This window comes from Solimonas aquatica, from assembly GCF_900111015.1.
GTDB classification, from domain to species: domain Bacteria; phylum Pseudomonadota; class Gammaproteobacteria; order Nevskiales; family Nevskiaceae; genus Solimonas; species Solimonas aquatica.
On sequence record NZ_FOFS01000005.1, the window covers coordinates 255,652 to 280,786 of the forward strand.

Genomic DNA, 25,135 nt, shown 5'->3' on the forward strand with positions numbered 1-25,135 from the left:
CGGGCCGGAATCCGGCCTTCGCCATTCAGACGGCGGGCCTCAGCCCCTGGGGTGGTACTGATACAGCCAGGTCTCCGACAGCGTCTTGTCGCCCAGGCGCAGATACAGGCGCATGTCCACCGGCTCGCTGCCGTCCACGGTGAGATCGAACTGCGCGCGCCAGTGGCCGGGCACGTCGTCGGGCACCGCTTCGGTGAACACGTAGGAGAACTGGCCGCGCGAGGCCCAGAGCACGGCTTCGGGCTTGGTGCCGAAGGGCAGCTTTTCCAGCGGACCGCCGAGGAATTCCACCATGAACTTGCGCACGCCCTGCGGACGCGGCTGACCGGGCTGGCCGCCACGGCCCAGGCGCGTGGCCGTGCATTGCGCCAGCGCACCGGGATACGGTTCCTGCGCGCTCCAGTGCAGCTTGTAGTGGAAGTTGTAGCTGTCGCCGGCACGCGCGGGTTTCTTCGGCACCCACATGGCGACGATGTTGTCGTGAATCTCGTCGTCGGTGGGAATCTCGATCAGCTGCACGCTGCCTTCGCCCCAGTCGCCGATGGGTTCCACCCACATGCTCGGGCGGCGCTCGTAGGCCACGCCGTCGTGGTAGTGATCGAAGCTGCGGTCACGCTGCAGCAGACCGAAGCCGCGCGGGGTCTTGTCGGAGAAAGCCGAGGCCATGGTGCGCGGCGGATTGTTGAGCGGGCGCCAGATGCGTTCGCCGCCGCCGGTCCACATGGCCAGGCCATCGGAGTCGTGCACTTCCGGGCGCCAGTCGTCGGCTTCCCAGCGCGCACGCTCGGAGAACCAGTACATGGAGGAGGCCGGCGCGATGCCGAAGCGCAGCACGTCGCGGCGCAGGAACAGCGCGCATTCGATCTCGGTGAGCACGGCCTTGTCGCGCGTCATGCGGAAGCGATAGGCGCCGCTGATGCTGGGGCCGTCGAGCAGGGCGCAGACCACCACGCTGTCGCTGCCGTCCTGCGGCGCTTCGAAGTAGAAATGCGTGAAGGCGGGAAACTCTTCCGGCTTTTCCGGCTGCGCCACGTCCAGGGCGATGCCGCGCGCCGACAGGCCGTACTGATACAGCTCGCCGATGGCGCGGAAGTACGAAGCGCCCAGGAACGCCACCCAGTCATTTTTCTGCCAGGGCTTTTTCGCCTGATCGCCCAGGCGGCTTTCCTGGAAGCGGAAGCCCGCAAAGCCCGCGCCCTTGGGCAGCTCGTGCGCGGGACTGTCGGCGGGCATGTCGAAGTAGCGCGTGTCGTAGAGGATTTCGCTGGCGCTGCCGCCGCTGTTGTCCACCGCGTACATATGCACCGGGCTCTGGAAGTAGCGGCCCAGGTGGAAGAAGGTCACCGGGAACGCGCCCGGGCCTTGGGCGAACAGCGCGTAGTCGGGCCGGTAGTGGATCTTGCCGTGCGCCTCGTAGTCGATGCGTTCCAGCACCGCGCGCGGCAGCGCCGGCGGCGGCGCGTAGGGCTGCGCGGCGGCGGCCTGCGCGCGGGCCACCAGGCCCTCATAGGAATACGGCGCGGCCTTGCCCAGACGCAGACGCGCGGCGGCCAGCACTTCGGGCGTGAGGCCCAGGGCGGCCAGGGCCAGCGAGGCGGAGGAGGCTTGCAGGAAGCGGCGACGGTTGAGCATGGCGGGTTCGGGTTTTGGTGGACGCGAAAACGTCGCAAGCCTACACGCTGTGACGGGCGATTTGCTGAATGGCGCGGCCTCCGCCTGCTCCGCTTCCGCGCTCCCGCAAGGTGGAGAGGGGAGAGCTTTGGCGATGGCCTCAGGACCTGCGGGATGCAAGCGTGATACGCGCAGGCAATCGCATTTCGCACGAACCCGCTCCGGCCTTGCGCCCCTTCTGTCCTTGCAGGAGAGCGGCAGCCGGCTCCAGGTTTGCAGCTCAAACAGCGCCGCATGCCACAATAGCGCTCGTTTTTGCTCCTCTCGGATTTGCCGATGTCTGCCCAGGAAATTCCCATCTACATGCCGCCCAAGCCCGCGCCCGATGACCGGCGCGAGCGCGGCAAGCTGGCCAAGCGTCTGCGGCGGCAGGTGGGGCAGGCGATCATGGACTACAACATGATCGTGGACGGCGACCGCGTGATGGTCTGCCTGTCCGGTGGCAAGGACAGCTACACCATGCTGGACATGCTGCTGCAGCTGCAGGCCAAGGCGCCGGTGCGCTTCGAGCTGCTGGCGGTGAATCTGGATCAGAAGCAGCCGGACTTTCCGGAGCAGGTGCTGCCCGACTATCTGAAATCCATCGGCGCGGCCTATCACATCATCGAGCAGGACACTTACTCGGTGGTCAAGCGCGTGATTCCGGAAGGCAAGACCATGTGCTCGCTGTGCTCGCGCCTGCGCCGCGGCGCGCTGTACAGCTACGCGGCCGAGCACGGCTACAACAAGATCGCGCTGGGGCATCACAAGGACGACATCGTCGCCACCTTCTTCCTGAACCTGTTTCACGGCGGCAAGCTCGCGGCCATGCCGCCCAAGCTGCAGTCCGACGATGGCCGCAATGTGGTGATCCGGCCGCTGGCGTATTGCCGCGAGCGCGACATCGCCGCCTATGCCGGGATCAAAGGCTTTCCCATCATCCCCTGCAATCTCTGCGGCTCGCAGGAACAGCTGCAGCGCAAGCAGGTGCGCAGGATGATGGACGCCTGGGAGCGCGAGCATCCCGCGCGCATCGAGCAGGTGTTTGCCTCGCTGACCAATGTCGCGCCCTCGCAGCTGGCCGATGCCAGCCTGTTCGACTTCGCCTCGCTGGGCGGCGACACGCGTGGTGAACAGAACTGGCTGATCGGCGACGCGGGGGCGGAGTAGCTTGCCCGTGCTCGGCGGCGGGCGCGGCCGCGCCTGGCGGGCCCGGCTCGCCGCTGCGGGCCTGCTGGGCGGCGCGCTGCTTCTGCCCGCAGCGGCGCAGGCCAATATCGAGGTGGAAGTCAGCGGCGTGAGCGGCGCCATGAAGGCCAATGCCGAGGCCTATCTGTCGATCCGCGACGCGGCCAATCAGAAAGATCTGGATCAGGCCACGGTGGACCGCCTGCAGCGTCAGGCCGGCCCGGAGCTGCGCGAGGCGCTGCGGCCCTTCGGTTACTACAACCCCTTCATCGACGCGCGCCTCGAAGGCACGGCGCCGAAGTGGAAGGCGCAGTACATCATCCATCCCGGCCCGCGCACGGTGTGGAAGCGCGTGGACATCCAGATCAGCGGCGAGGGCGCGGCGGATTTTGAGAAAGAGCTCAAGCGCATGCATCGCCGCCTGCAGGAAGGCGAGGGCATCCTGCACAGCGATTACGACGAGGCCAAGGCGATCCTGAGCAGCGCCGCCTACGCCAGGGGCTATCTCGACGCGCAGTACGCCGAGGCCGAGCTGCGCGTGACGCCCGCCGACAACAGCGCGGAGGCAGTGCTGCACTTCGACACCGGGCCGCGTTACCGCTTCGGCGAGTTCAGCATCGAGCAGACCGGCGAGCGCCCGCTGGAGGATGCCTTCCTGCGCCGCTACGTGAAGATTCACGCCGGCGCCGATTACGATCCGCAGAAATTGCTGGACACGCAGTTCGCGCTCAGCGACCTGGGCTATTTCCAGAGCGTGGAGATGCTGCCGCAGCGCGAGCAGGCGCAGGACCATCAGGTGCCGATCCTGATCCGCACCACGCCGCGCAAATCACAGCGCTATGACTTCGGCATCGGCTATGGCACCGACACCGGCGTGCGCGGCTCGGTGGCCTCCGACTTCCGCCATCTCAATGACACCGGCCATTCCCTGCATGTGGAAACGCAGGTCTCGCACATCAAGAACACCGCGGCCGGCGAGTACCGCATCCCGCGCGGCGACAAGCCCGGCGAGATGTTCACGCTCAACGGTGTGCTCGGCCAGCAGGATTACAGCGCCGGCCTCAGCCGCTTCTACGGTTTCGGCGCCGGCCTGGCCCGCACGCCGGGCAAGTGGCAGCGCCGCTACTATCTGAAGTACCTGCACGAGGACTCGACGCTGGGCGAGGACGTCACCGCCGCCGACATGCTGATGCCCGGCCTCACCCTCAACCGCGCCTCGCTGGACGATGCCATCTACGCGCGCCAGGGCTGGTCCCTGTTCTTCGATGTGCACGGCGCGGTGAAGGATGCGATGTCCAGCGTCAGCTTCACGCAGGCGCATCTGATTGTGAAAGGCGCGTATCCGCTCTGGCAGCGCACGCGCCTGCTGGCGCGTTACGAGACCGGCGCCAATCTGGTGGATCAGTTCTCACGCCTGCCGGCATCGCAGCGTTTCTTCGCCGGCGGCGATCAGTCGGTGCGCGGCTACGACTACCAGTCCATCGGCCCGCGCGATGCCAATGGCGCGGTGGTCGGCGGCAACTTTCTCACCACCATGAGCCTGGAGCTGGAGACGCGCGTCTACGGCAACTGGGGCGCCGCCACCTTCTACGACGCCGGCGGCGTGGAGAATCACGTCAGCCCCAAGCTCAAGCAGGGCATCGGCGTGGGCCTGCGTTATCGCGCGCCGATCGGCTCGGTGCAGATCGATCTCGCACACCCGGTGGAGGACAACGGCGTGCGCCTGCATATCGGCGTGCGGGTGGGCTTGTGAAGCGCTTTCTGCAACATCTGCTGCTGAGCCTGGGCGCCGGCTTCAGCCTGCTGCTGACGCTGATTGCAGGCGCGCTGATCTTTGTGTTGTTCACCACGCCCGGCGCGCAGCTGGGATTTGAAATCGCCGGCAAGCTCACCGGCGACATGATCCGCGCGCAAGGCGTGGAAGGACGCTTGTGGGGACCGCTGCGCGTGCGCGAGCTGCACATCGGCGTGGAGGCCGTGGACATCGACATCACGCAGGCCGAGGCCGAGGTCGCGCTGCCCCTGCTTCTGCTGGCGGCGCGCATCGACGCCGGCCGCGTGCGCGCCGGGCAGGTGCGCATCAAGCTCAAGCCCACGCCGGATACGCCCGCCACGCCGCCGGTCACCGAGCTGCCGCTGGGCCTGCGCGTGCGCGACGGCGCGGTGCGTGATCTGCGCGTGATGCTGCTGGATGGCAGCGAGCTGCGTTTCACCGACATCGAGTTGAACGGCGGCTGGATCGGCCCGCGCGTGAACATCCGCCACGCCGCGACCACCACCCCCTGGGTCGGCCGCGTGGCGCTGGCCGGCAAGGCCAGGCTGCTCACGGACGGCATCGATTTTCCCCCCACGCAGCTGCACGGCTTTCTCGAAGGCACGCTGCAAGGCCACTTCGGCTACAACCAGCCTTCGGACCTCACGCTGCGCTGGCAGCAGCTGCGCTGGCCGCCGCAGGAGCTGACGCAGAAGGGCGAACAGGAAATCAGCAGCGGCGGTGGCGAGGCGCACTGGCGCGGCCTGCTGGACGATTACCGCTACGAGCTTTCCGGTGCGCTGCAGCTGCCCAGGCTGCCCCTGCAGCTCAAGGCGCAGGGGCGCGGCACGCTCTCGGACCTGCAGATCGAGACGCTGCAGGCCCGGGGCCTGGGCGGCGAGCTGCAGGCCCGCGCGGCGCTGAGCTGGAACGCGGCGCTGCGCATCGACGGTGAAGGCAGCTTCAGCGGTCTGGACCCCAAGAGCCTGCTGCCGGAACTGCCCGGCAGGCTCAACGGCCGCTTCAAGGCGCAGACACGCCTCGTCGGCGCCGCACCGCAGGTGCAGTTCGAGGCGCAGCTGGAAAATTCGCAGCTGCGTGATCGTGCGCTCAATCTGCAGGCTCGCGGCCAGTACGCGGGCGAAACCTTGCGCTTCGAAAGCCTGCATCTGGACAGCGGCAGCGTGCAGCTCGACGGCAGCGGCCAGATTCTGCCGAGCCTGGATGCGCGCGCCACGCTCAGCGCGGCTGATCTCGGCGATGCCTGGCCGGGTCTGTCCGGCAGCCTGCAGCTGCAGGCCCAGGCGCAGGGCGCGCTCAAGCGCCCGCATCTGATCGCCAGCGCGCAGGCGCAGAAGCTGCACTACCAGCGCTATGCCCTGGCTTCGGCGCAGCTGACGGCGGACGTGGACCTGGACCGGCAGCTGGACGTGCAGCTCAAGCTCGCCCAGCTGGACGCGGGCCTGCGCGTGCAGCAGGCACAGCTGAGCATCCAGGGCCCGCTGGCCGCGCATCAGATCGCGCTGGATCTCGCCGGCGATGCCGGCAGCCTGCTGCTGCGCGCCCACGGTGATTTCGATCCGCAGCGGCTGAGCTGGCAGGGCGAGCTGAGTCAGGCGCAGCTCAAGCCGCAGAACCTGCCGGGCTGGACCCTGGCGCGGGCCACCGCGCTCACCCTCAGCGCGCAGGACAGTCACTTCAGCGATCTGTGCTGGAAGGCCGGCGAGGCGCAGGCCTGCTTCGGCCTGCAGCAGAACGGCGCGCAGCGGCGTTTCCAGTTTGCGCTGCGTGAATTTGCGCTGGCCTATCTGCAGCCGCTGCTGCCGGGCGGCGCGCAGATCGAGGTGCTGCTGCATGGCGACGGCGAGGTGCTGCTCAATGCGCAGGGCTTGCAGGACCTGCGCCTGCAGCTGGCCACCGATGCCGGCCGCTGGCAGCTGGGCGGACTGCCGCCGATGGCGCTCAAGCCCGCGCATCTGAACATCAGCGACGATGCCAATGGCTCGCATCTGGATCTGCTGCTGCCCTTCGCCGAAGGCGGCCTCAGCGCGCAGGCGCGTCTGGCCCCCGGCACCGACTTCATGCAGCGCGCGCTCGACGGTCAGCTGCATGTGGAGCTGCCGGATCTGTCCTGGCTGCATCTGGTGAACGTGGAAATCGCCCAGGCCAGCGGCACGCTCAAGGGCGATGTGCGTCTGGGCGGCACGCTGGCGCAGCCGCAGCCCAGCGGCGAGCTGAGCCTGAGCGAAGGCACGCTGCGCCTGGTGACGCCGGGCATCGAGGTGCACGACATCCGCGCGCAGCTGCTGGCCAATGGCGCAGAGCCGCTCAAGCTCAGCGCGCAGGCCAGCTCGGGGCCGGGACAGCTGCAGCTGAGCGGCCAGATCAATCCCTGGGACGATCCTCTGGCGCTGGACCTGAAACTCTCCGGCGACAACTTCCAGGCGGTGAACACCCGCGAGGCGCGCGTGCAGGTCTCGCCGGATCTGCGCATCACGCTGGCGCAGCAGCAGCTGGACGTCAGCGGCCTGCTGCTGATTCCCAAGGCCGACATCACGCCCAAGTCGCTGGGCGACGGCAGCGTCTCGGCCAGCGGCGATCAGGTGCTGGTGGGCGATGATCCCGGCGCGCAGAAACGCCGCGAGCTGCGCCTGTCGGCCGACATCACCCTGCGCCTGGGCGAGGACGTGCAGTTCAACGGCTTTGGTCTCAAGACCCAGCTCAAGGGCGCGGTGCAGGCCATCGAGCGGCCCGGCGTGGCCACGCGCGCGCGCGGCGAAATCAATCTCGATGGCGGCCATTACAAGGCTTATGGCCAGGACCTGAGCATCGAAACCGGCCGCCTGATTTTCAATGGCCCGGTCACCGAGCCGGCGCTGGACCTGCGCGCCACGCGCAAGCCCACCGACGACATCACCGTGGGCCTGCTGGTGCGCGGGGATCTGCGCAAGCCGCAGTTCCAGCTGTTCTCCACGCCGAGCATGCCGCAGGACCAGCAGCTGGGCTGGCTGATTCTGGGCCGCTCCCTCAACGAAACCACCAGCGCCGCCGACAAGGCCGCCGTGGGCGGCGCCGCCACCTCGCTGGGCCTGGCCGGCGGCGCCTGGCTGGCGCAGCAGCTGGGCAGCAAGGTGGGCATCGACGAGGTGCGCGTCGGCGCCAAGCCCGGCCAGACCCAGGATCAGGCCATGTTCACGGTGGGCAAGTATCTCTCGCCGAAACTGTTCATCGCCTACGGCGTGGGCCTGTTCCAGCCGGGCCACATCTTCCGCATGCAGTACAGCATCGGCCACGGCTTCAAGCTGCAGTCGGAAACCGGCGTCGAGTCCGGCGGCGATATGCTGTACACCATCGAGCGCAAGTGAAGCGGCGCGATGGCACCGCCGCGCTCAGCTGCGCAGTGCGGCGAGCACCGGCGCGGTATCGGGGCGCACGCCGCGCCAGATCTCGAAGGCCGCCGCCGCCTGTTCCACCAGCATGCCCAGGCCGTCGCTGATGCGCTGCGCGCCCTGCTCGCGCGCCCAGGCCGCGAAGGGCTCGAAGGCGCTGCCGTAGGAAAGGTCGTAACAGGCACCGCCCTGTGCGAGCAACGGGCCCGGCAGACGCGGCATCTGACCGGTATGGCCGGCCGAGGTGGCGTTGATGATCAGATCGTAGCGATCACCCTTGATCGCCAGATGCGTGCGCGGCAGCACCGTGCCCACCGCCTTGAACTGCTCGGCCAGCGCTTCCGGCTTCCAGGGATTGCGGTTGGACACCGCCAGCAGCGCGGGCTGCTCGGCGAGCAGCGGCCCGAGAATGCCGCGCGTGGCGCCACCGGCGCCCAGCACCAGCACGCGGGCGCCGCGCACCGCATAGCCCAGGCGCTTGAGATCGCGCAGGAAGCCTTCGCCATCGGTGTTGTCGCCGCGCCAGCCGCTGTCGGTGCGCAGCAGGGTGTTCACCGCACCGGCCAGCTGCGCGCGCGCGCTGACCTGCTCGCAGTGCTTGGCCACTTCCACCTTGTGCGGCAGGGTGACGTTGAGGCCGCGATAGGGCTCGGCGTGCAGGTGCGCCAGGGCTTCGGCCAGGGCATCGACCTCCACCTCCACCGCGTCGTAATGCAGGTCCTGCCGCGTCTGCTTCGCAAACTGCGCGTGGATGAAGGGCGATTTGCTGTGCGAGACGGGGTAGCCGATGACGGCGTAACGGTCGGTCATGGTCCGTCGTGTATCAGGCCAGCCAGGCGGCAGCGCGCTTGGCGAAGTAGGTGAGGATCATGTCGGCGCCGGCACGGCGGAAGCAGAGCAGGGCTTCGAGGATGCCTTTCTTTTCGTCGAGCACGCCCTTGTCGATGGCGGCCTGCAGCATCGCGTATTCGCCGCTGACCTGATATGCGGCGGTGGGCAGCTTGAACTCGTCCTTCACGCGGCGAAGGATGTCCAGATACGGCATGCCCGGTTTGACCATGACGATGTCCGCGCCCTCGGCGATGTCCAGCGCCACTTCGCGCAGGGCCTCGTCGCTGTTGGCCGGGTCCATCTGATAGGTCTCCTTGCCGCCCTTGCCGAGATTGGCGCCGGAACCCACCGCATCGCGAAACGGCCCGTAGAAGGCCGAGGCGTACTTGGCGGCATAGGACATGATCAGGGTGTTCTTCTGGCTGTCGCGCTCCAGCACCTCGCGGATGTGGCCGACGCGGCCGTCCATCATGTCGCTGGGCGCGACGATGTCCACGCCGCTGCGCGCGTAGAGCAGGGCCTGGCGGCGCAGGATCTGGCAGGTGGCGTCGTTGTCCACGTAGCCCTGCTCATCCAGCACGCCGTCCTGGCCGTGGCTGGTGTAAGGGTCGAGCGCGACATCGGCCAGCACCAGCATCTGCGGCACGGCCTGCTTGATGGCCTTGATCGAGCGCACCATCAGGCTGTCGGGATTCAGCGCTTCTTCCGCGCCCGGGCTCTTGCGCTCGGCCGGCGTCACCGGAAACAACGCCACGCAGCCCACGCCCAGCGCCAGCAGGCTTTCGCATTCGCGCACCAGCTCGTCCAGATCCAGGCGGCTGACACCGGGCATGGAGGCCACCGCGGTCTTCAGCGGCCCTTCGGCGACGAACAGCGGCTGGATCAGATGCGCGGGCGAGAGCACGGTCTCGCGCACCATGTCGCGCAGCTGGGCATTGAGGCGCGTGCGGCGCAGACGGGTGCCTGGGTAAGAACCGGTGATCACGTCGAACATCCTGGGCAGCGGGCGAGGAGGCGGATTATAGCGGTCGCGGTTACACTGACTGCGCCAACACGCGCCTGCAAATTCCGACAAAACCCGCCATGGCCGACGCTGCCGCGCTGATGCAGATGCTGTCCGACACCGCCTCCGGCAACCAGCGCGCCTTCCGTTCGCTGTACGAAGCCACCAGCCCGCATCTGTATGCGGTGCTGATCCGTATCCTGCAACGTCGAGACTGGGCGGAAGAAGCGTTGCAGGACTGTTATCTCAAGGTGTGGCAGAAGGCGGAGAGCTACGCCCCGGACAAGGGCGCGCCGCTGACCTGGCTGCAAACCATCGCGCGCTACCGCGCGCTGGACCTGCTGCGCATGAAACGCCCCGAGACCGAGCTGCCGGAGGAGGATGAGGCGCCGCCCATGACCTTCGCCGCCGGCGAGGCCCTGGACCCGGAGCTGCGCGCCACCGAGCGCGAGGGCATCGCCGCGCTGCAGCGCTGCATGGAGAACCTCGGCGGCGAGCAGCGCCAGAGCGTGCTGCTGGCCTATTACGAGGGCTATACGCATCAGGAACTGTCGCAGCGCCTGAAGAAGCCGCTGGGCACGGTGAAGAGCTGGGTGCGGCGCGGCCTGCAGCAGCTGCGGGAGTGCCTGGACGCATGAACTACGGCAATTCCCGCTTGAAGCAGATGCTGGCCGCCGAGTACGTGCTCGGCACCCTGCGCGGCCTGCCGCGCCAGCGCTTCGCGCGCCTGCTCAAGACCCGCGCCGATCTGCAGGCCGAGGTGCGCTTCTGGGAGGCACGCCTGGCGCCGCTGCTCGGCCAGCTGCCGCCCAAGGCGCCGCGCGAGCTGGTGTGGGCGGCCATCGACCGGCAGATCAATGCCCAGCCGCCGCAAGCGCAGGCACGGCTCAAGCGCGGCGCCAATGCCTTCCTGCAGCTCTGGGCCGTGGCCGCGAGCGTGGCGGTGGTGGCGCTGTCGCTGCAGCTCTACCGCATCGGCCAGCAGCCGCCACCGGCAGCGCCGCAGGTGGCGCAGGCCGAGCCGGTCGAACACAAGCCGCCGTTCGTGGCGATGCTGCAGGACCCGAAATCCGAGACCGTGTGGCTGGTATCGCTGAATCCGCAGCGCGGCCGCATCAGCGTCATCACCCGCGGCCAGTACGCTCTGGACAAGACCCACAGCCTGGAGCTGTGGATGCTGGGTGAGGCCGGCAAGCCGCCGACGCCGCTGGGCCTGCTGCCGGCCACCGGCAAGGGCAGCATGCCGATGCCGGCCGGCATCCGGATGCCGGACAAGCCCATGCTGGCGGTGAGCCTGGAGCCGGCCGGCGGCTCGCCCACCGGCCTGCCGACCGGACCGGTGCTGCTGAGCGGGCCGGTGGTGGCGCTGTAGCGCCGAGGTGGGATTGACACGCCGCCGGGGCCGGCTTGCCTGCGCCCTGCGGTGTCGCCCCGAAACACCCCGGTCATGCCCGCGCCCGCGGGCATGCAGTGGCCGGGCAGCGCGGCGGCGCGCGCTGTCATTCCCGCTTGCGCGGGAATGACAGCAGCACCTGCGGCCTCATTTCACGACTACGGCGCGGCGCGATGCCCGCTGACGTTGGCGCCGGCGTTCGCCGGCAGCGCCGTGAAGCCCAGGGCCGCCAGCACGCAGAGCAGCGCCGCGCCGACGAAGGCGTATGCGAAGTCCACCGCCAGCAGCGCGCCGCCGCCATGCAGGGTACGGCTCAGCGCCAGCAACTGGCTGGCCAGGGCCACGCCCATGCTCAGCGACAGCTGCTGCAGGGTGCTGGTGAAGCTGGTGGCCTGGCTCATGCGCGCCTCGTCCACTTCGGCGAAACCCAGGGTGTTGATGCAGGTGAATTCCAGCGAGCGGAAGAAGCCGTAGGCCAGCAGCCAGGCCATCACGATCAAGCGTGAGTCCAGCGCCGGCAGCAGACCGCAGCCGACCAGAAACGCGGCGGAGAGCAGGGCATTGCGGATCATCAGCGGACGAAAGCCGTAGCGCTTGACGATGCGCGGCGCGGCCGCCTTCATGACGATGGCGCCCAGCGCCGAGACAAAGGTCGTGGCGCCCGAGACCAGTGGGGAATAGCCAAAGCCCAGCTGCAGGGTGAGCGGCATCAGCAGGGTGTAGGCGCCGATGCTGATGCGATACAGCGAGCCCGAACCCACGGCGGCGCGAAAGCTGGGCAGGCGCAGCAGCGTGAGATCGATGATCGGCTGCGCCCGCGTGCGGGTGTGGCGCACATAGGCCAGCAGACTGGCCGCGCCGCAGACGATCAGCGCCGCCAGCAGCGGATCGGCGATCAGGCCCTTGCCCAGATTCTCGAAGCCCGCCACCAGCAGCGCGCAGCCGATGCCCAGCAGCGCCCAGCCGCGGCCATCCAGAGGCTGCTGTCCTGGCCGCGCGGCGGTCTCGGGAATGAAGCGCGAGACCAGATAAAAGCCCAGCAGGCCGATGGGCAGATTGATGAAGAAGATCCAGCGCCAGGAGGCATAGCTGACGATGAGGCCGCCCAGCGGCGGCCCCAGCACCGGGCCCACCAGCGCCGGAATGGTGAGCCAGGACATCGCCGAAACCAGCTCGCTCTTGGGCACGTTGCGCAGCAGCACCAGACGCCCCACCGGCGTCATCATCGCGCCGCCGAGGCCTTGCAGCACGCGCGCCGCCACCAGCTGCGGCATGGATTGCGACAGCCCGCAGCACACCGAGCCGAGCGTGAACAGCACGATGGCCGTGCGAAACACCCGGCGCGCGCCGTAGCGGTCGGCGATCCAGCCGGACAGCGGGATGAACACCGCGAGGCTCAAGAGGTACGAGGTGATCGCCAGACTCAGATGCAGCGGCTCCTCGTGCAGGGCCTGGGCGATCTGCGGCAGCGCGGTGGCGATGATGGTCGCGTCCAGGTTTTCCATGAACAGCGCGCAGGCCACGATCAGCGGGATGAGGCGGCCGGGGCGGTTGAGGATGACCATGTCGGGCGGACGGGTGCAGATCGTTTTAAGCTTGGCTGCACATTATCGACGATCAGATCGGAGAGCTTGGCATGAAGGCTTTGCTGGCCATCGACCAGGGCACCACCAGCACACGCGCCATTGTCTTCGATGCCGAAGGCCGCAAGCTGGGCGTGGCGCAGCGCGAGCTGCCGCAGTCGTATCCGCAGCCCGGCTGGGTGGAGCACGATGCGCAGCGCATCTGGCAGGACACCCTGACCTGCGCGCGCGAAGCCCTGGCCGCCGCGAAGCTGCAGGCGCGGCAGATCGCCAGCCTGGGCATCACCAACCAGCGCGAGACCACGGTGATCTGGGAGCGCGCCAGCGGCACGCCCATCCATCCCGCCATCGTCTGGCAGGACCGTCGCACCAGCGCCTTCTGCCAGCAGCATCAGGAGCGCAGCGACTGGCTCAATGCCAGGACCGGCCTGCTGCTCGACCCTTACTTCTCCGCCACCAAGATCGCCTGGCTGCTCGATCAGGTGCCCGGCGCGCGGGCGCGCGCCGAAAACGGCGAGCTGGCCTTCGGCACCATCGACAGCTGGCTGCTCTGGAATCTCACCGGCGGCCGGCTGCACGCCACCGACGCCAGCAATGCCTCGCGCACCGCGCTGTTCAACATCGCCACGCAGCAATGGGATGAAGAACTGCTGGCGTTCTTCCGCGTGCCGCGCGCGCTGCTGCCCGAGGTGCGCGACTGCGCCGCCGACTACGGCCGCACGCAGACCGCCTTGCTGGGCGGCGAGATCGCCATCGGGGGCATCGCCGGTGACCAGCAGGCCGCCACCATCGGCCAGGCCTGTTTCGCGCCCGGCATGATCAAGTCCACCTACGGCACCGGCTGCTTCATGGTGCTCAACACCGGCCCTGAATTCCGCCGCTCACGCTCGCGCCTGCTGTCCACGGTGGCGTATCGCCTGAACGGCCAGACCACGTATGCGCTGGAAGGCAGCATCTTCGTCGCCGGCGCCGCCGTGCAATGGCTGCGCGATGCCATGCACCTGATCCGCGCCGCCGGTGAAACCGAGAATCTCGCCAAGTCCATTCCCGATACGCAGGGCGTGTATCTGGTGCCGGCCTTCACCGGTCTGGGCGCGCCGTACTGGGACCCGGAAGCGCGCGGCGCGATCTTCGGCCTCACCCGTGATTCCGGCATCGCCCATATCGTGCGCGCCGCACTGGAATCGGTGGCGTATCAGACCCGCGACCTGCTGCAGGCCATGGCGCAGGACGCGGTGCCGCCCACCGAGCTGCGCGTGGACGGCGGCATGGTGGTGAACGACTGGCTCACGCAATGCCTGGCCGATCTGCTGCAGCTGCCGGTGGTGCGCCCGCAGACCGTGGAAACCACCGCCCTGGGCGCGGCCTTTCTTGCCGGCCTCACGGCCGGTGTCTACGACTCGCTGGACGACATCGCCAAGCGCTGGCAAAGCCAGGCGCGCTTCGTCCCGCAGATGGCGACGGAAAAAAGCAATGCCGCCTACGAAGGCTGGCGCAAGGCCGTGGCGCGCGTGCGCAGCGGAGCTTGAACCGGAAGAGGAGACGGGATCATGCGCAAACTGCTCATTGCCGTGCTGATGCTGGGCTTGCTCGGCGCCTGTCATCGCTCCGCACCGCGTGCCGAGCCGGCGTCGTGGCACGATGCGCTCGGCGGCGCCGTGCCCTCGCCGGCATCGCGCAGCGACGGCGCCGAGGGCTAGGCTGAGGGGACGCGCTTCCGTCACGCCCACGCCACCTGGAAAGCCCGCAGCAAAACCCGCCACCATGCCCGCCACCTCACGCTCCCATCACCGCTGGCCGCTGCTGCTCGTCGCGCTGCTGCTCGGCGCCTGCAGCTCCGGCTTCATCAAAGTCACGCCGCCGCCAGGCAACTACGTCAAGCTCGGCGCCGCCAGGGGCGAGGCCTGCGGCACCAATGTGCTGCTGATTCCCATCGGCCTGAACGAGCGTCTGCAGAACGCCTATGACCAGGCCCTGGCCAGCGTGCCGAATGCGCGCGCGCTGATCGACGTGACGATGCAGGAACGCTGGTTCTTCTGGGGCCTGGGCACCATGCGCTGCACCAGCATCACCGCGGTGGCCGTGCGATGAAGCCGCGCACGCTTTGGCCCGTTCTGGCCGCCGCCTTGCTGCTCGGCGCCTGCACCAGCCTGCCGGTGGAACTCGGCAGCCGCTCCAGTCAGACCCTGCCGCCGAAGAACGCCAGCGTGCGCGAGATCCAGGCCCAGGCCTGCGGCTGGCGCCTGCTCATCATCGGTCACGGCATCAGGAATCACGCAGCGCATGCGTATCAGGATCTGCTGGCGCAGGCGCAGGGCGATTACATCGCCGAGGTGCAGGTGGAACAAAGCTGGACCAACGCCATCGTCTATCGCCAGTGGTGCACCCGGCTCAAGGCCAAGGCCTATCACGCCGCACGCTGAGCACGCACCATGAGTGGCTATCTGCTGCTGTTCGCCAGCGCGCTGCTGGCCGCGACGATTTTTCCCGCGCAATCGGAAGCCCTGCTGCTGGGCCTGCTCGCTTCCAAAAAATATTCCGCCACACTGCTGCTGCTCGTGGCCAGCGCCGGCAACATCCTCGGCTCCTGGCTCAACTACCTGCTGGGTCTGGGCCTGATGCGTTTCCAGAACCGGCGCTGGTTTCCGATCCGCGCGCAGACCCTGGCGCGCGCGCAGGCGCAGTACCAGCGTTACGGCTATTGGTCCCTGCTGCTGAGCTGGGCGCCGATCATCGGCGATCCGCTGACCGTGGTGGCCGGCGTGCTGCGTGAACCGCTGTGGCGATTCCTGCTGCTGGTCAGCATCGCCAAGACCGGGCGCTATCTGGTGGTGTACGGCTTGAGCGTGGCGTGGTTCTGAGCCTTGTGCCTGCAGATCGTCAGGCCGTGGCCATGTCATGTGCACGTCATCGCGACCACTTAGAACTTGTCCGTGGGTTGCACTCACGACTGCTCGCGGCACGCAATGGCCCAAGGAATCCCCCATGTCCACCCGCCTGAACCTCAGTCTGCTCGCCGTCATCGGTCTGATGCTGGCAGCCTGCAGCAACAACAACCCAAGCCCGCAAAGCAGCTCGGCCCGCGCCAAGGCCTTGCCGGCGATTCTGGCCATCGGCCATCGCGGCGCGCCGGCGTACTGGCCCGAGCACACGCTTGCGTCCTATGATCTGGCCATCGAATACGGCGCCGATGTCATCGAGCCGGATCTGGTGGCGACCAGGGACGGGCAACTGGTGGCGCGTCACGAGAACGAAATCTCCGGCACCACCGATGTCGCCGATCATCCCGAGTTCACATCGCGGCGCAGCACCAAGCTCATCGATGGCGTCAGCCTGACGGGCTGGTTCACCGAAGACTTCACCTTGGCCGAGCTCAAGACCTTGCGCGCGAAAGAGCGCATCCCGGCCATCCGTCCCGACAATACGCGCTACAACGGCCTTTACACGATTCCCACGCTGCAGGAAGTGATCGATCTGGCCAAGGCCAGGACCACGGAGACCGGACGCACCATCGCCATCTATCCGGAAACCAAGCATCCCACTTACTTCCAGAGCATCGGCCTGCCGCTGGAGCAGAGGCTGCTCGACGTGCTCAGCGCCAATGGCTACACCACCGCGGATGCACCGGTGTTCATCCAGTCCTTTGAAGTCGCGAACCTCAAGGCACTGCGCACGAAAACCTCGCTGCGCCTGATTCAGCTGCTGAGCGCGCCGCCTGCGCAGCCTTATGACTTCGTTGCGGCGGGTGATCCGCGCGGCTATGCCGATCTGATCACGCCTGCGGGTCTGGCCGAGCTGGCCAGGACCGTCAACGGCATCGGCCCCGACAAGAACATGGTGATCGCGCGCACCGGCGATGGTCATCTCGGCGCCGAAAGCACGCTGGTGACGGATGCGCACGCGGCGGGCCTGCTCGTTCACCCGTACACCTTCCGCCCGGAAAACAATTTCCTGCCTGCCGATTACCGCTCCAGCAGCGATATCACCGCACGCGGCGATGCCTACAGCGAAATCCTGCGCTTCCTGCAGGCGGGCGTGGACGGCGTGTTCAGCGATGACTCGTTTGTGTCGCGCGCGGCGATCGATGGCTTCGTGGCGAATCGGTAAGCGCCGGCCGCTCTCGGCCTGACGACAGCGCGTAGCCCTCGCGCATGAACCGCGCCCTTATCGGGGACTCGATCTGCGGTGCCGGCGATTGACCCCATCTCTGCCCGACGGCGAAGCCTTCGGCGGCCGGTGCGGGCCTGACGGTGGTCATGCCTGCGCTGGCAGCTGGCTGGGCAGAGCCGCCGAGATCAAGTCCCCTGCTGCGCCCGCAGATACGCCACCAGGGCATTGGCATGACCATGACCCATGCCGTGCTCGTTCTTGAGCCAGGCCACCAGCTCCATGTGCTGGAGGCCTTTCTGCTTCTTGAGCAGCGCCAGCCAGTGGCTCACCGGCTGCCCGTACTTCTTCTCGATGGAAGGAAAATAGGAAGCGGGGCCCTTGGCTTTTTCCGGTTCGGACATGCGGCAACTCCGTCTGGAACGTTTGAGGCGCCGATGCGCCGCCTCGATCTTACGGCGAGCGCTTGTTTTCAGCAGCAGGCGCCGTCCGGCTAAAGCCCCACTCCGAAAATCCCTTCGATCTCCAGCTCCAGATCGCTGCGGCAGACCTCGCCGAGCAGAATCATGCGCGGCACCTGTGGCGGCAGCCAGGCGTCGAGGCGGGCGCTGGCGGCGCTCAGGTGCGCGGCTTCGCGCAGGTAGAGCTTGATCAGCGTCGGCTGCCAGACGTGCGTGCGTGCGGCGCGGCGGTCGGCTTCGGCCAGCAGGGCTTCGAGATTGATGAGGATTTCATCGAGCTGGCGCTGCGCCTGCGCGGCATGTGCGGTTTCATGACCGACCACGCTGGCGGTGCCGGACACCAGCAGCTGCGCGCCGTCGGACCAGGCCAGGTAGTTGGCGCGCGAGAAGCTGGGGCTCTTGGGACCGTACTGGCGCGGATACTGAAATGCACTCAGCTGGCGCGGGTTTTCGATCTGCGTGCCGCCTTCGCGCGCAGCCAGAAAATAGATCAGCAGACCGCCGTCCTGCAGGCCGATGGCGGTGGCGGCGGGCAGCTCGCGCTCGAAACCATCCTGCTGCGCCAGCGCGTGGTAGCGGCCGAGCACGAACTGCCGGTAGCGCTCGGCGTCGCCCTGGCCCTTGGTGATGTCGGCGAGATAGTTCCAGATGCGCAGGCAGGCGCCGTAACCGCTGCGCCGCAGGAAGCCCTGCAGCTCGCGGTACAGGCTTTCGCTGGCAGCGCTCAGATCCGCCAGCGCGGCTTCCGGCAAGTGCACATGGCCCAGCAGCACCTCGCCGTTTTCGGCGTAGGCGATACGGCCTTCGCGGTTCTGCCGCACCGGCGTGGCGCTGCGCCAGATTTCGCAGCCCGGGCCTTGCAGCAGGGCCAGCGGCACGTCGATGCAGCGCGCATCCGCCGGCGGCGGCAGTGCGCGGCCGTGGCGCACACAGGCCAGCACGGTCTCGTCCAGCTGCGCCGGCACCTGTTCGTGCAGCTCCAGCGCGTACGGACGCGGGCCTCGCGAGCGGGGCGGCGGTGGGGCGGACGCGGACATGGAGCGGGGCGGGCCTGGTGGCGGGGACGGTGTGACGGCCGCGTATTGTAGAACCTGTGCCGCGAAGCGGAGCGCACTGGCGTCTGCGCCACCGCCCGCGGTGCTGCGGGACAAGGGCGGCGCGGCGTGCGGGCGGCACAATCCCCGCCTCCCTTATCGCCGGCCGAATCTCATGAGCAGGAATCTGTTGTCGCGCGTGGTGGCGCAGCTGGAGCGCCTGCCGGCGCCGCTGGCGCGTCGTGCCCTCACCCTGGCCTTCAACTCACAGGTGCGCTTCGCCGGCACCGGCGGCGCGCGCTTCGAGCATCTGAGCGCCACGCAGGCCATCGTGCACATGGCCAACCGCCGCAAGGTGCGCAACCACATCGGCGGCATTCACGCCGCAGCGATGGCGCTGCTGGCGGAGACCACCAGCGGGGCAGTGTTCGGCATGAACGTGCCGGACGACAAGCTGCCGCTGCTCAAGAGCATGCACGTGGATTACCAGCGCCGCGCGCAGGGCGCGCTGAAGGCCACGGCGACGCTGGATGCAGGCGCCGCTGCGCGCATCGCGGCCGAGCCCAAGGGCGAGATGGTGGTGCCGGTGCGCGTGCAGGATGAATCCGGCGAAGCGCCCATCGCGGTGACGATGGTCTGGGCCTGGGTGGAGAAGCGGCGGGGTTGAAGGGGCAAGGCCCCCCTCTCCCCTGACCCCTCTCCCGCGAGGGGAGAGGGGAATAGCTCCAATGCGCTCGCTGAGCTTTCGATCCCAACGCAGCCAAAGCCCCTCTCCCCTCGCGGGAGAGGGGTTGGGGAGAGGGGGACCCCTCTAAAACAACTTCCGCCTTCTGAAATACAGCAGCAGCGAACCGCCAATGGTCACCAGCAGGCCCAGCGCGAAGAAGTAGCCGTAACGCCAGTGCAGCTCGGGCATGTGGTCGAAGTTCATGCCGTAGATGCCGGTGATCAGGGTCAGGGGGAAGAAGATCGCCGACAGCACCGTCAGCATCTGGATCACCTTGTTGGTCTGGTGTGCGGTGGCGGCGAAGTGCAGCTGCACCGCCACTTCGATGTCGCGCTGCAGGGAGTCGGCATGCGTCTCCACGCGCTGGATGTGCTCGCGCAGATCATTGAGGCGGATGCGCTGGTTTTCGGAAAGCTCCGAGCGCATGTCGCGGCGGAAGTTGTCCAGCGCGTCGAGATTCTTGCCGCAGATCAGTTCCAGGGCATGCGCCTGCTTGCGGTAGGCCAGCAGCTCCTGCCAGTCCTCGAAAGGATTCCTGGGGTCCACCAGATCGTCGCTGATCGACTCCAGGCGCTTCTCCAGCTCATCGGTCACGCTCATGTAGCGGTCGACCATGAGGTCGAGAATCACATGCACCAGGCCGAAGGGCGTGGACGGAAAGCGCAGCTTGATCTCACAGAACTTGCGCTTGACCTGCTCGAAGGACAGGTTCTCCTTCGAGCGCACCGAAACCAGCAGTCCGTCGAACAGAAAGAACGCCGCCGAGCGGCTTTCGATCAGGTAGTCGCCGCCGCCGATTTCCGGGGTGAGCCCCTGGAACACCAGCATGTCGTAATCCTCGGTGCCGTCGTAGTAGGACGGGTGATCGGGATTGAGACTGTCGTCGAAGTGATCGCTGTTGATCTGCACGCCGGTGAGGCGGCGCACCCAGCTCGGCCATTGCGCGGCTTCGTCGCGGGTGAAATCCAGCCAGACGAATCCCTCCTCCGGGATCTGCTCGACGCGCGCCAGGCGCGTGGGCACCACGCCCTGCCGGCTGAAGCTGAAGATTTCCATGGCCGCGGTCTTGTTGTTTGAGCGGTGGGCGAAAACAAAAGAGGCCTGAAGCGTATCGCTTCAGGCCTCGGTTTTGCGAGCTGGGTGTCGCGTCGCGAAGCGCTTACTTCAGCAGCTCTTCGATGGCGGCGCGCTCTTCGCGCAGCTCGGTCTCGGTGACGCTCATGCGGGCGCGGCTGAACTCGTCCACCGACAGGCCCTGCACGATCTCGTACTTGCCGTTGGCGCAGGTCACCGGGTAGCCGTAGACCACGCCCGGGGCGATGCCGTAGCTGCCGTCGGAGGGGATGCCCATGCTCACCCACTTGCCGTTGGTGCCCAGCGCCCAGTCACGCATGTGATCGACGGCGGCCGAAGCGGCCGAGGCGGCGGAAGACAGGCCGCGCGCCTTGATGATGGCGGCGCCGCGCTGCTGCACGGTGGGGATGAAGTCCTTCTCGACCCACTCCTGGCTGACCAGGCTCTTGGCGGCCTTGCCGGCGATGGTGGTGTGGCTGATGTCGGGATACTGGGTGGCCGAGTGGTTGCCCCAGATGATGACCTTGTCGATGTCGTTGCCGCTGGTGCCGGTCTTGGCGGCGAGCTGGCTGATCGCACGGTTGTGGTCCAGGCGCACCATGGCGGTGATCTGCTTGGGGTCCAGCTTCTTGGCGTTGGACGCGGTGATCAGGGCATTGGTGTTGGCGGGATTGCCGACCACCAGCACCTTCACGTCGCGGCTGGCCTTCTCGGAGAGCGCCTTGCCCTGCACGGAGAAGATCTTGGCATTGGCTTCCAGCAGGTCCTTGCGCTCCATGCCGGGGCCGCGCGGACGCGCGCCGACCAGCAGGCCGTAATCGGTGCCGTCGAAGGCTTCCATCGGATCGGCGGTGGCCACCACGCCGGACACCAGCGGGAAGGCGCAGTCTTCGATCTCCATCACCGTGCCCTTGAGCTTTTCCAACGAGTCCGGGATGTCCAGCAGCTGCAGGATCACCGGCTGGTCAGGGCCCAGCATGGAGCCGCTGGCGACGCGGAAAATGAGCGAGTAGGCGATCTGGCCGGCGGCGCCGGTGATGGCGACCTTGACGGGCTTCTTCATTGACAAAACTCCGATTCTTGTGCGGGCGGTAGCAAACGGGGCCGCAATTCTAAACGCGCCGGGCCGCCCCGGGGAAATCCTCATCCCGCCAGCACTTGACGCGGGGCTGTGCGCAGACTGCCACGCAGGGACAGCCAGCCCAGGGCCATCACCAGCAGCGCGCCGGCCAGCATGCCGAGCAGCCACAGCAGCGGCCGCGGACCGTAGGGGATGTCGAGCAGCTGCACGGCCAGCAGCCAGGCCAGGCTCTGCGCGGCGATCGCCGCCACCGCGCCGGCCAGCAGGCCCAGCAAGGCGTACTCCGCCATCAGGGCGGCCAGGATCTGCACGCGGCTGGCGCCCAGGGTGCGCAGCAGCGCGGTCTCGCGCTGACGCTGGCCGCGCGTGGCTTCCACAGCGGCGAGCAGCAGCGCCAGACCGGAAGCCAGCGTGAACAGCAGCACGAACTCCAGGGCGCGCAGCACCTGCGTGATCAGGCCACGCACCTGCCTGAGCGCGGCGTCGATATCCAGCACGCTGATGTTGGGGAACTGCGCCACCAGCTCGCGCAGCAGCGCGCGCCGCGCCGCCGGCAGATAGAAGCTGGCGATGTACTGGCGCGGCACCGCCTCGCCCACCGCGTCCTCCGGCGCCAGCAGGAAGAAGTTGGGCTTGAAGCTGCCCCAGTCCACCTTGCGGAAGTTGTGCACGGTGAAGGTCTGGGTCTCGCCGGAGAAATCCAGGGTGAGCGTGTCGCCCAGCTTCAGATGCAGACGCTCGATGGCGTATTCCTCGGCCGACAGCCAGGCCTGCCCGCGACCGGCCTCGCCCCACCACTGACCCTGCGTCACCACATTGTCGCTGCCGATGACATCGGTCCAGGACAGATTGAACTCGCGGTTGATCCAGGCGCGGGTCTGCGGATCGTCGAAGGACTCCACATCCACCGGCTTGCCGTTGAGCGCCACCAGGCGTCCGCGCGCCATCGGCCAGAGCTTGACCGTGCCCAGGCCGTGGCTGGCGAAGAAGGCCTGCAGGGCCTCGCGCTGTTCGGGCTGGATGTTGATCAGGAACTGGTTGGGCGCATCGGCCGGCAGCTTGTTCCGCCAGCTGTCGAGCAGATCCTCGCGCACCACCGAAACCAGCAGCAGGGCCAGCAGGCCGATGCCCAGCCCCGTGGCCTGCGCCACCGTGGCGCCGCGCCGCCGCGCCAGATTGGCCAGGCCGAAGCGCAGCGCGAAGCCGCGCCTGCCGCCGCGGCGCAGCGGCTGCAGCGCGCGCACCAGCAGCCAGGCGAGCAGCGCCAGCACGCCCAGGGTGAGCGCTGTGCCCAGGGCCACGCGCAGGGCCAGCTGCGCATCCCCGGTGGCCAGCCACAGCAGCAGCGCGGCAGTGGCCAGGGCCAGCAGCAGGCTCAGGCGCTGCGCGCCCGGGCTTTCGGCGGCACGCTGCAGCACGCGCAGCACCGGGGTGTTGCGCGCACTCAGCAGCGGCGGCGCGGCAAAACCCAGCAGCATCAGCAAGCCCAGAGCCACCGCGCCCAGCAGCGGCTGCAGCGACACCGGCGGCAAGGCCAGTTGCAGGCTGCTCTGCAGCAGCGCCGCCAGCGCGCTCTGTCCGGCAGCGGCGAGCAGCGCGCCGCAAGCACCCGCCGCCAGGCCCAGCAGCAGCAGCTGCAGCAGCAGCGCGCGCGTGATGAACGCGCGCGAAGCGCCCAGGCATTTGAGCAGGGCGATCTCCTCGCGCTGCTTCTCGCCGTACTGGCGCGCGGCCTGCGCCACGGCAGCGGCGGCCAGCAGCATCGCGGCCAGCACCGCGAGGTCGAGCAGCTGGCCGGCGCGCTGCACCACGCCGCGCAGCTCGCGGCGCGCGTCCTGCGGCTGCGTGTAGCGCAGACCGTGCTCGGGCTGCGCCGGCACCAGGCGCGCGATGGCCTCGCGCGCGCCGGCCAGATACAGACGGTAGTCGGCGCGGCTGCCGGGACCGAGCAGGCCGCTGGCGTCCAGATCGGCGCGGTTCATCATCAGGCGCGGCGCCAGATCGGAAAAACCATTGCCGCGATCCGGCTCGTTCTCGATCACGCCGGCCACGCGCAGCTTGAGTTCACCGACGGCCACTTCGCCGCCGGCCTGCAGCTGCAGGTCCTGCCAGAGCTTGGCGTCCACATAGGCCGCACCTTGCGGCGGCCCCTTGGCGTCCTGCGCCGGCGCATAGGGCAGCGCCGCGAGCCTGAGCGTGCCGCGCAGCGGATAGTCGGCGCTCACCGCCTTGATCGAAGCCAGGGAGGAAACCTCAGCGGCGAACACCACGCTGCTCAGCTGCAGGACCTCGGCGCTGCGCAGCTGCGCAGCTCGCGCCGATTCGCGCAGGTGCTCCGGCAAAGGCCTGTTGCTGCTGATCACCAGATCCGCGCCGAGCGCCTCGCTGCTGCCCTCGTTCAAGGCCAGGCGCACGCGTTCGGCAAACAGGCGCACCGTGCCGCTGGCGCTCACCGCGATCAGCAGTGCCAGCAGCAGGATCAGCAGCTCGCCGCTGCGCCAGCCGCGGCGCAGACGGCGCAGCGCAAAGCGCAGCGCGCTGGCCTCGCCGCTCATATCACCCGCCCCGCGCGCAGACGCAGCTGGTGCGTGCAGCGGCCGGCGAGCTGCGCATCATGGGTGACCAGCACCAGGGTGGTGCCGCGCTGGTGGTTGAGATCGAACAGCAGCTCGCTGATGCGCGCGCCGGTTTCGGTATCGAGATTGCCGGTGGGTTCGTCGGCGAACAGGATCGCAGGCTCGCCGCAGAAGGCGCGCGCCAGGGCCACGCGCTGCTGCTCGCCGCCGGAGAGCTGCGCCGGATAGTGTTCCAGGCGCGCCGACAAACCCACGCTGTCGAGGGCCAGGCGCGCACGCGCCGGCGCATCGGCATAGCCCGCCAGCTCTGCCGGCAGCATCACGTTCTCCAGCGCCGTGAAGCCGGCCAGCAGCTGGAAGGACTGGAACACGAAACCCACGCGCCCGGCACGCAGACGCGCGCAGCCGTCCTCGTCGAGCGTGCCCAGGTCCACGCCGTCGAGCAGAACCTGTCCGCGCGTGGCGCGGTCCAAGCCGGCGAGCAGCGACAGCAGCGTGGTCTTGCCGGAGCCGCTGGCGCCGACGATGGCCAGCGATTCGCCGGCCGGCAGGCTGAGACTGACGTCGTGAAGAATCGTCAGCGTCTGCGTGCCGCTGCTAACCTCTTTGGCGAGATGCCGCGCCACCACCGCCTGACGATCCGAACTCATGCTCAAACGTGTCCTCTGTGTGCTGGTCCTGCTCTGTACGGCGCTGCAGGCGCGCGCGGATGCGCCCACCTGGCTGGTGCTGGGCGACAGTATCTCCGCCGGCTATGGCATCGAGGTTTCGCGCGGCTGGGTGGCGCTGCTGCAGGAACGGCTCAAAAACGCAGGCTATCCCGCGCGCATCGTCAATGCCAGCGTCAGCGGCGACACCTCGGCCGGCGGCCTGGCGCGGCTGCCGGCCTTGCTGACGCGGCATCGTCCGCGCCTGGTGCTGATCGAGCTGGGCGGCAATGACGGCCTGCGCGGTCTGCCGGTGGCCAAGCTGCGTGACAATCTCAAACAGATGGTGCTGCTGACACGCCAGGCCGGCGCGCAGCCGGTGCTGATGCAGATGCGCATCCCGCGCAACTACGGCCCGGCTTACAGCCAGCAGTTCGAGGACAGCTACACCCGGCTGGCGCAGGAACTGAAAGTGCCGCTGGCGCCGTTTCTGATGGACCGCTTCGCCCTGGACCCCAACGCCTTTCAGGACGATGGCATCCATCCCGCCGCCGCCATGCAGGGCCGCATGCTGGACACGGTGTGGCCGACGCTGGCGGCGCTGGCCAAGGCGAAATAAGCCGGGCGGTCTGCATCCG

23 protein-coding genes are annotated in these 25,135 nt (G+C 68.3%); 13 read left to right on the top strand and 10 right to left on the bottom strand.

All coding sequences use genetic code 11. The features are described 5' to 3' along the window. Positions 1 to 39: 39 nt before the first annotated feature. Entirely contained in the window at positions 40 to 1,632 is a 1,593-nt protein-coding gene (locus BMY12_RS08315; protein ID WP_093284442.1) for an OpgD/OpgG family glucan biosynthesis protein, read from the bottom strand. 315 nt (positions 1,633 to 1,947) lie between these two features. Between BMY12_RS08315 and ttcA the strand changes: the two genes are divergently transcribed. Genes ttcA through BMY12_RS08330 form a run of 3 tightly spaced genes read left to right on the top strand, consistent with a single transcriptional unit; the run spans position 1,948 to position 7,956 of the window. Further along, a complete protein-coding gene (ttcA, locus tag BMY12_RS08320; protein ID WP_093284445.1) occupies positions 1,948 to 2,820 on the top strand; it encodes a tRNA 2-thiocytidine(32) synthetase TtcA in 873 nt (290 codons plus the stop codon). 7 nt (positions 2,821 to 2,827) lie between these two features. Beyond that, positions 2,828 to 4,591 (top strand): autotransporter assembly complex protein TamA, encoded by a 1,764-nt coding sequence (locus BMY12_RS08325; RefSeq protein ID WP_093284446.1) that lies wholly within the window; start codon positions 2,828 to 2,830, stop codon positions 4,589 to 4,591. Further along, complete coding sequence (locus BMY12_RS08330) at positions 4,588 to 7,956, top strand: translocation/assembly module TamB domain-containing protein (RefSeq protein WP_093284449.1); 3,369 nt, start codon at positions 4,588 to 4,590, stop codon at positions 7,954 to 7,956. The genes BMY12_RS08325 and BMY12_RS08330 overlap by 4 nt, the downstream gene beginning before the upstream one ends. A gap of 24 nt (positions 7,957 to 7,980) precedes the next feature. On the opposite strand, the gene aroE is transcribed toward BMY12_RS08330, so the two are convergent. Then, positions 7,981 to 8,790 carry a shikimate dehydrogenase gene (aroE, locus tag BMY12_RS08335; protein ID WP_093284451.1) on the bottom strand — a complete coding sequence of 270 codons (810 nt, stop codon included), beginning with the start codon at positions 8,788 to 8,790 and terminating at the stop codon, positions 7,981 to 7,983. A gap of 13 nt (positions 8,791 to 8,803) precedes the next feature. After that, positions 8,804 to 9,805 carry a porphobilinogen synthase gene (gene hemB / locus BMY12_RS08340; RefSeq protein ID WP_093284454.1) on the bottom strand — a complete coding sequence of 334 codons (1,002 nt, stop codon included), beginning with the start codon at positions 9,803 to 9,805 and terminating at the stop codon, positions 8,804 to 8,806. 89 nt (positions 9,806 to 9,894) lie between these two features. Between hemB and BMY12_RS08345 the strand changes: the two genes are divergently transcribed. Both BMY12_RS08345 and BMY12_RS08350 read left to right on the top strand, forming a co-directional pair. Further along, positions 9,895 to 10,452, top strand: a complete 558-nt coding sequence (locus BMY12_RS08345) for an RNA polymerase sigma factor (RefSeq protein ID WP_093284456.1) — start codon at positions 9,895 to 9,897, stop codon at positions 10,450 to 10,452. Continuing rightward, a complete protein-coding gene (locus tag BMY12_RS08350) occupies positions 10,449 to 11,186 on the top strand; it encodes an anti-sigma factor (protein WP_093284459.1) in 738 nt (245 codons plus the stop codon). Before BMY12_RS08345 ends, BMY12_RS08350 begins: the two co-directional genes overlap by 4 nt. 179 nt (positions 11,187 to 11,365) lie before the next feature. On the opposite strand, the gene BMY12_RS08355 is transcribed toward BMY12_RS08350, so the two are convergent. After that, positions 11,366 to 12,772, bottom strand: coding sequence for a DHA2 family efflux MFS transporter permease subunit (locus tag BMY12_RS08355; protein WP_093284461.1), 1,407 nt, complete (start codon positions 12,770 to 12,772; stop codon positions 11,366 to 11,368). Positions 12,773 to 12,843: 71 nt separating this feature from the next. On the opposite strand from BMY12_RS08355, the gene glpK reads away from it, so the two are divergent. The 6 genes from glpK to BMY12_RS08380 all read left to right on the top strand — a co-directional run bounded on the left by glpK (position 12,844) and on the right by BMY12_RS08380 (position 16,897). Continuing rightward, positions 12,844 to 14,319, top strand: a complete 1,476-nt coding sequence (gene glpK / locus BMY12_RS08360; RefSeq protein ID WP_093284464.1) for a glycerol kinase GlpK — start codon at positions 12,844 to 12,846, stop codon at positions 14,317 to 14,319. Between the two features lie 21 nt (positions 14,320 to 14,340). Next, on the top strand, positions 14,341 to 14,490 hold the full coding sequence (locus tag BMY12_RS20275; protein ID WP_177188899.1) for a hypothetical protein: 150 nt from the start codon (positions 14,341 to 14,343) through the stop codon (positions 14,488 to 14,490). Positions 14,491 to 14,554: 64 nt separating this feature from the next. Then, complete coding sequence (locus BMY12_RS08365; RefSeq protein ID WP_093284466.1) at positions 14,555 to 14,881, top strand: hypothetical protein; 327 nt, start codon at positions 14,555 to 14,557, stop codon at positions 14,879 to 14,881. Next, on the top strand, positions 14,878 to 15,213 hold the full coding sequence (locus tag BMY12_RS08370; protein ID WP_093284468.1) for a hypothetical protein: 336 nt from the start codon (positions 14,878 to 14,880) through the stop codon (positions 15,211 to 15,213). The genes BMY12_RS08365 and BMY12_RS08370 overlap by 4 nt, the downstream gene beginning before the upstream one ends. 9 nt (positions 15,214 to 15,222) lie before the next feature. Beyond that, a complete protein-coding gene (locus tag BMY12_RS08375; RefSeq protein WP_093284470.1) occupies positions 15,223 to 15,651 on the top strand; it encodes a YqaA family protein in 429 nt (142 codons plus the stop codon). A 124-nt stretch (positions 15,652 to 15,775) separates the two neighbouring features. Next, positions 15,776 to 16,897 (top strand): glycerophosphodiester phosphodiesterase, encoded by a 1,122-nt coding sequence (locus BMY12_RS08380; RefSeq protein ID WP_093284472.1) that lies wholly within the window; start codon positions 15,776 to 15,778, stop codon positions 16,895 to 16,897. 188 nt (positions 16,898 to 17,085) lie between these two features. On the opposite strand, the gene BMY12_RS08385 is transcribed toward BMY12_RS08380, so the two are convergent. Both BMY12_RS08385 and BMY12_RS08390 read right to left on the bottom strand, forming a co-directional pair. Further along, positions 17,086 to 17,301, bottom strand: a complete 216-nt coding sequence (locus BMY12_RS08385; RefSeq protein WP_093284475.1) for a DUF4287 domain-containing protein — start codon at positions 17,299 to 17,301, stop codon at positions 17,086 to 17,088. 89 nt (positions 17,302 to 17,390) lie between these two features. Next, the gene (locus BMY12_RS08390; protein WP_143068890.1) at positions 17,391 to 18,395 is read right to left on the bottom strand and encodes a chorismate transformation FkbO/Hyg5 family protein; all 1,005 of its coding nucleotides are present in this window, start codon (positions 18,393 to 18,395) and stop codon (positions 17,391 to 17,393) included. 172 nt (positions 18,396 to 18,567) lie between these two features. Between BMY12_RS08390 and BMY12_RS08395 the strand changes: the two genes are divergently transcribed. Next, complete coding sequence (locus BMY12_RS08395) at positions 18,568 to 19,059, top strand: DUF4442 domain-containing protein (protein WP_093284481.1); 492 nt, start codon at positions 18,568 to 18,570, stop codon at positions 19,057 to 19,059. A 144-nt stretch (positions 19,060 to 19,203) separates the two neighbouring features. On the opposite strand, the gene BMY12_RS08400 is transcribed toward BMY12_RS08395, so the two are convergent. The 4 genes from BMY12_RS08400 to BMY12_RS08415 form a co-directional block, all read right to left on the bottom strand. After that, positions 19,204 to 20,175 carry a magnesium transporter CorA family protein gene (locus tag BMY12_RS08400; protein ID WP_093284484.1) on the bottom strand — a complete coding sequence of 324 codons (972 nt, stop codon included), beginning with the start codon at positions 20,173 to 20,175 and terminating at the stop codon, positions 19,204 to 19,206. Between the two features lie 103 nt (positions 20,176 to 20,278). Further along, positions 20,279 to 21,256 carry a malate dehydrogenase gene (locus tag BMY12_RS08405; RefSeq protein WP_093284487.1) on the bottom strand — a complete coding sequence of 326 codons (978 nt, stop codon included), beginning with the start codon at positions 21,254 to 21,256 and terminating at the stop codon, positions 20,279 to 20,281. A gap of 80 nt (positions 21,257 to 21,336) precedes the next feature. Then, the gene (locus BMY12_RS08410; RefSeq protein ID WP_093284489.1) at positions 21,337 to 23,829 is read right to left on the bottom strand and encodes an ABC transporter permease; all 2,493 of its coding nucleotides are present in this window, start codon (positions 23,827 to 23,829) and stop codon (positions 21,337 to 21,339) included. Then, positions 23,826 to 24,500: an ABC transporter ATP-binding protein gene (locus BMY12_RS08415; RefSeq protein WP_093284492.1), complete on the bottom strand. Its 675-nt coding sequence runs from the start codon at positions 24,498 to 24,500 to the stop codon at positions 23,826 to 23,828. Before BMY12_RS08415 ends, BMY12_RS08410 begins: the two co-directional genes overlap by 4 nt. On the opposite strand from BMY12_RS08415, the gene BMY12_RS08420 reads away from it, so the two are divergent. Continuing rightward, positions 24,499 to 25,116, top strand: coding sequence for an arylesterase (locus BMY12_RS08420; RefSeq protein WP_093284494.1), 618 nt, complete (start codon positions 24,499 to 24,501; stop codon positions 25,114 to 25,116). The genes BMY12_RS08415 and BMY12_RS08420 overlap by 2 nt on opposite strands. Positions 25,117 to 25,135 lie beyond the last annotated feature (19 nt).

Bases quoted from the DNA above. Each gene is read 5' to 3' on its own strand.
- BMY12_RS20275 (WP_177188899.1), top strand. From the start codon at position 14,341: ATGCGCAAACTGCTCATTGCCGTGCTGATGCTGGGCTTGCTCGGCGCC.
- ttcA (WP_093284445.1), top strand. From the start codon at position 1,948: ATGTCTGCCCAGGAAATTCCCATCTACATGCCGCCCAAGCCCGCGCCC.
- BMY12_RS08365 (WP_093284466.1), top strand. From the start codon at position 14,555: ATGCCCGCCACCTCACGCTCCCATCACCGCTGGCCGCTGCTGCTCGTC.
- BMY12_RS08375 (WP_093284470.1), top strand. From the start codon at position 15,223: ATGAGTGGCTATCTGCTGCTGTTCGCCAGCGCGCTGCTGGCCGCGACG.
- BMY12_RS08315 (WP_093284442.1), bottom strand. From the start codon at position 1,632: ATGCTCAACCGTCGCCGCTTCCTGCAAGCCTCCTCCGCCTCGCTGGCC.
- BMY12_RS08390 (WP_143068890.1), bottom strand. From the start codon at position 18,395: ATGTCCGCGTCCGCCCCACCGCCGCCCCGCTCGCGAGGCCCGCGTCCG.
- BMY12_RS08415 (WP_093284492.1), bottom strand. From the start codon at position 24,500: ATGAGTTCGGATCGTCAGGCGGTGGTGGCGCGGCATCTCGCCAAAGAG.
- BMY12_RS08420 (WP_093284494.1), top strand. From the start codon at position 24,499: ATGCTCAAACGTGTCCTCTGTGTGCTGGTCCTGCTCTGTACGGCGCTG.
- BMY12_RS08410 (WP_093284489.1), bottom strand. From the start codon at position 23,829: ATGAGCGGCGAGGCCAGCGCGCTGCGCTTTGCGCTGCGCCGTCTGCGC.
- BMY12_RS08395 (WP_093284481.1), top strand. From the start codon at position 18,568: ATGAGCAGGAATCTGTTGTCGCGCGTGGTGGCGCAGCTGGAGCGCCTG.
- hemB (WP_093284454.1), bottom strand. From the start codon at position 9,805: ATGTTCGACGTGATCACCGGTTCTTACCCAGGCACCCGTCTGCGCCGC.
- BMY12_RS08385 (WP_093284475.1), bottom strand. From the start codon at position 17,301: ATGTCCGAACCGGAAAAAGCCAAGGGCCCCGCTTCCTATTTTCCTTCC.
- BMY12_RS08405 (WP_093284487.1), bottom strand. From the start codon at position 21,256: ATGAAGAAGCCCGTCAAGGTCGCCATCACCGGCGCCGCCGGCCAGATC.
- BMY12_RS08370 (WP_093284468.1), top strand. From the start codon at position 14,878: ATGAAGCCGCGCACGCTTTGGCCCGTTCTGGCCGCCGCCTTGCTGCTC.
- BMY12_RS08350 (WP_093284459.1), top strand. From the start codon at position 10,449: ATGAACTACGGCAATTCCCGCTTGAAGCAGATGCTGGCCGCCGAGTAC.
- BMY12_RS08380 (WP_093284472.1), top strand. From the start codon at position 15,776: ATGTCCACCCGCCTGAACCTCAGTCTGCTCGCCGTCATCGGTCTGATG.
- BMY12_RS08355 (WP_093284461.1), bottom strand. From the start codon at position 12,772: ATGGTCATCCTCAACCGCCCCGGCCGCCTCATCCCGCTGATCGTGGCC.
- glpK (WP_093284464.1), top strand. From the start codon at position 12,844: ATGAAGGCTTTGCTGGCCATCGACCAGGGCACCACCAGCACACGCGCC.
- aroE (WP_093284451.1), bottom strand. From the start codon at position 8,790: ATGACCGACCGTTACGCCGTCATCGGCTACCCCGTCTCGCACAGCAAA.
- BMY12_RS08345 (WP_093284456.1), top strand. From the start codon at position 9,895: ATGGCCGACGCTGCCGCGCTGATGCAGATGCTGTCCGACACCGCCTCC.
- BMY12_RS08400 (WP_093284484.1), bottom strand. From the start codon at position 20,175: ATGGAAATCTTCAGCTTCAGCCGGCAGGGCGTGGTGCCCACGCGCCTG.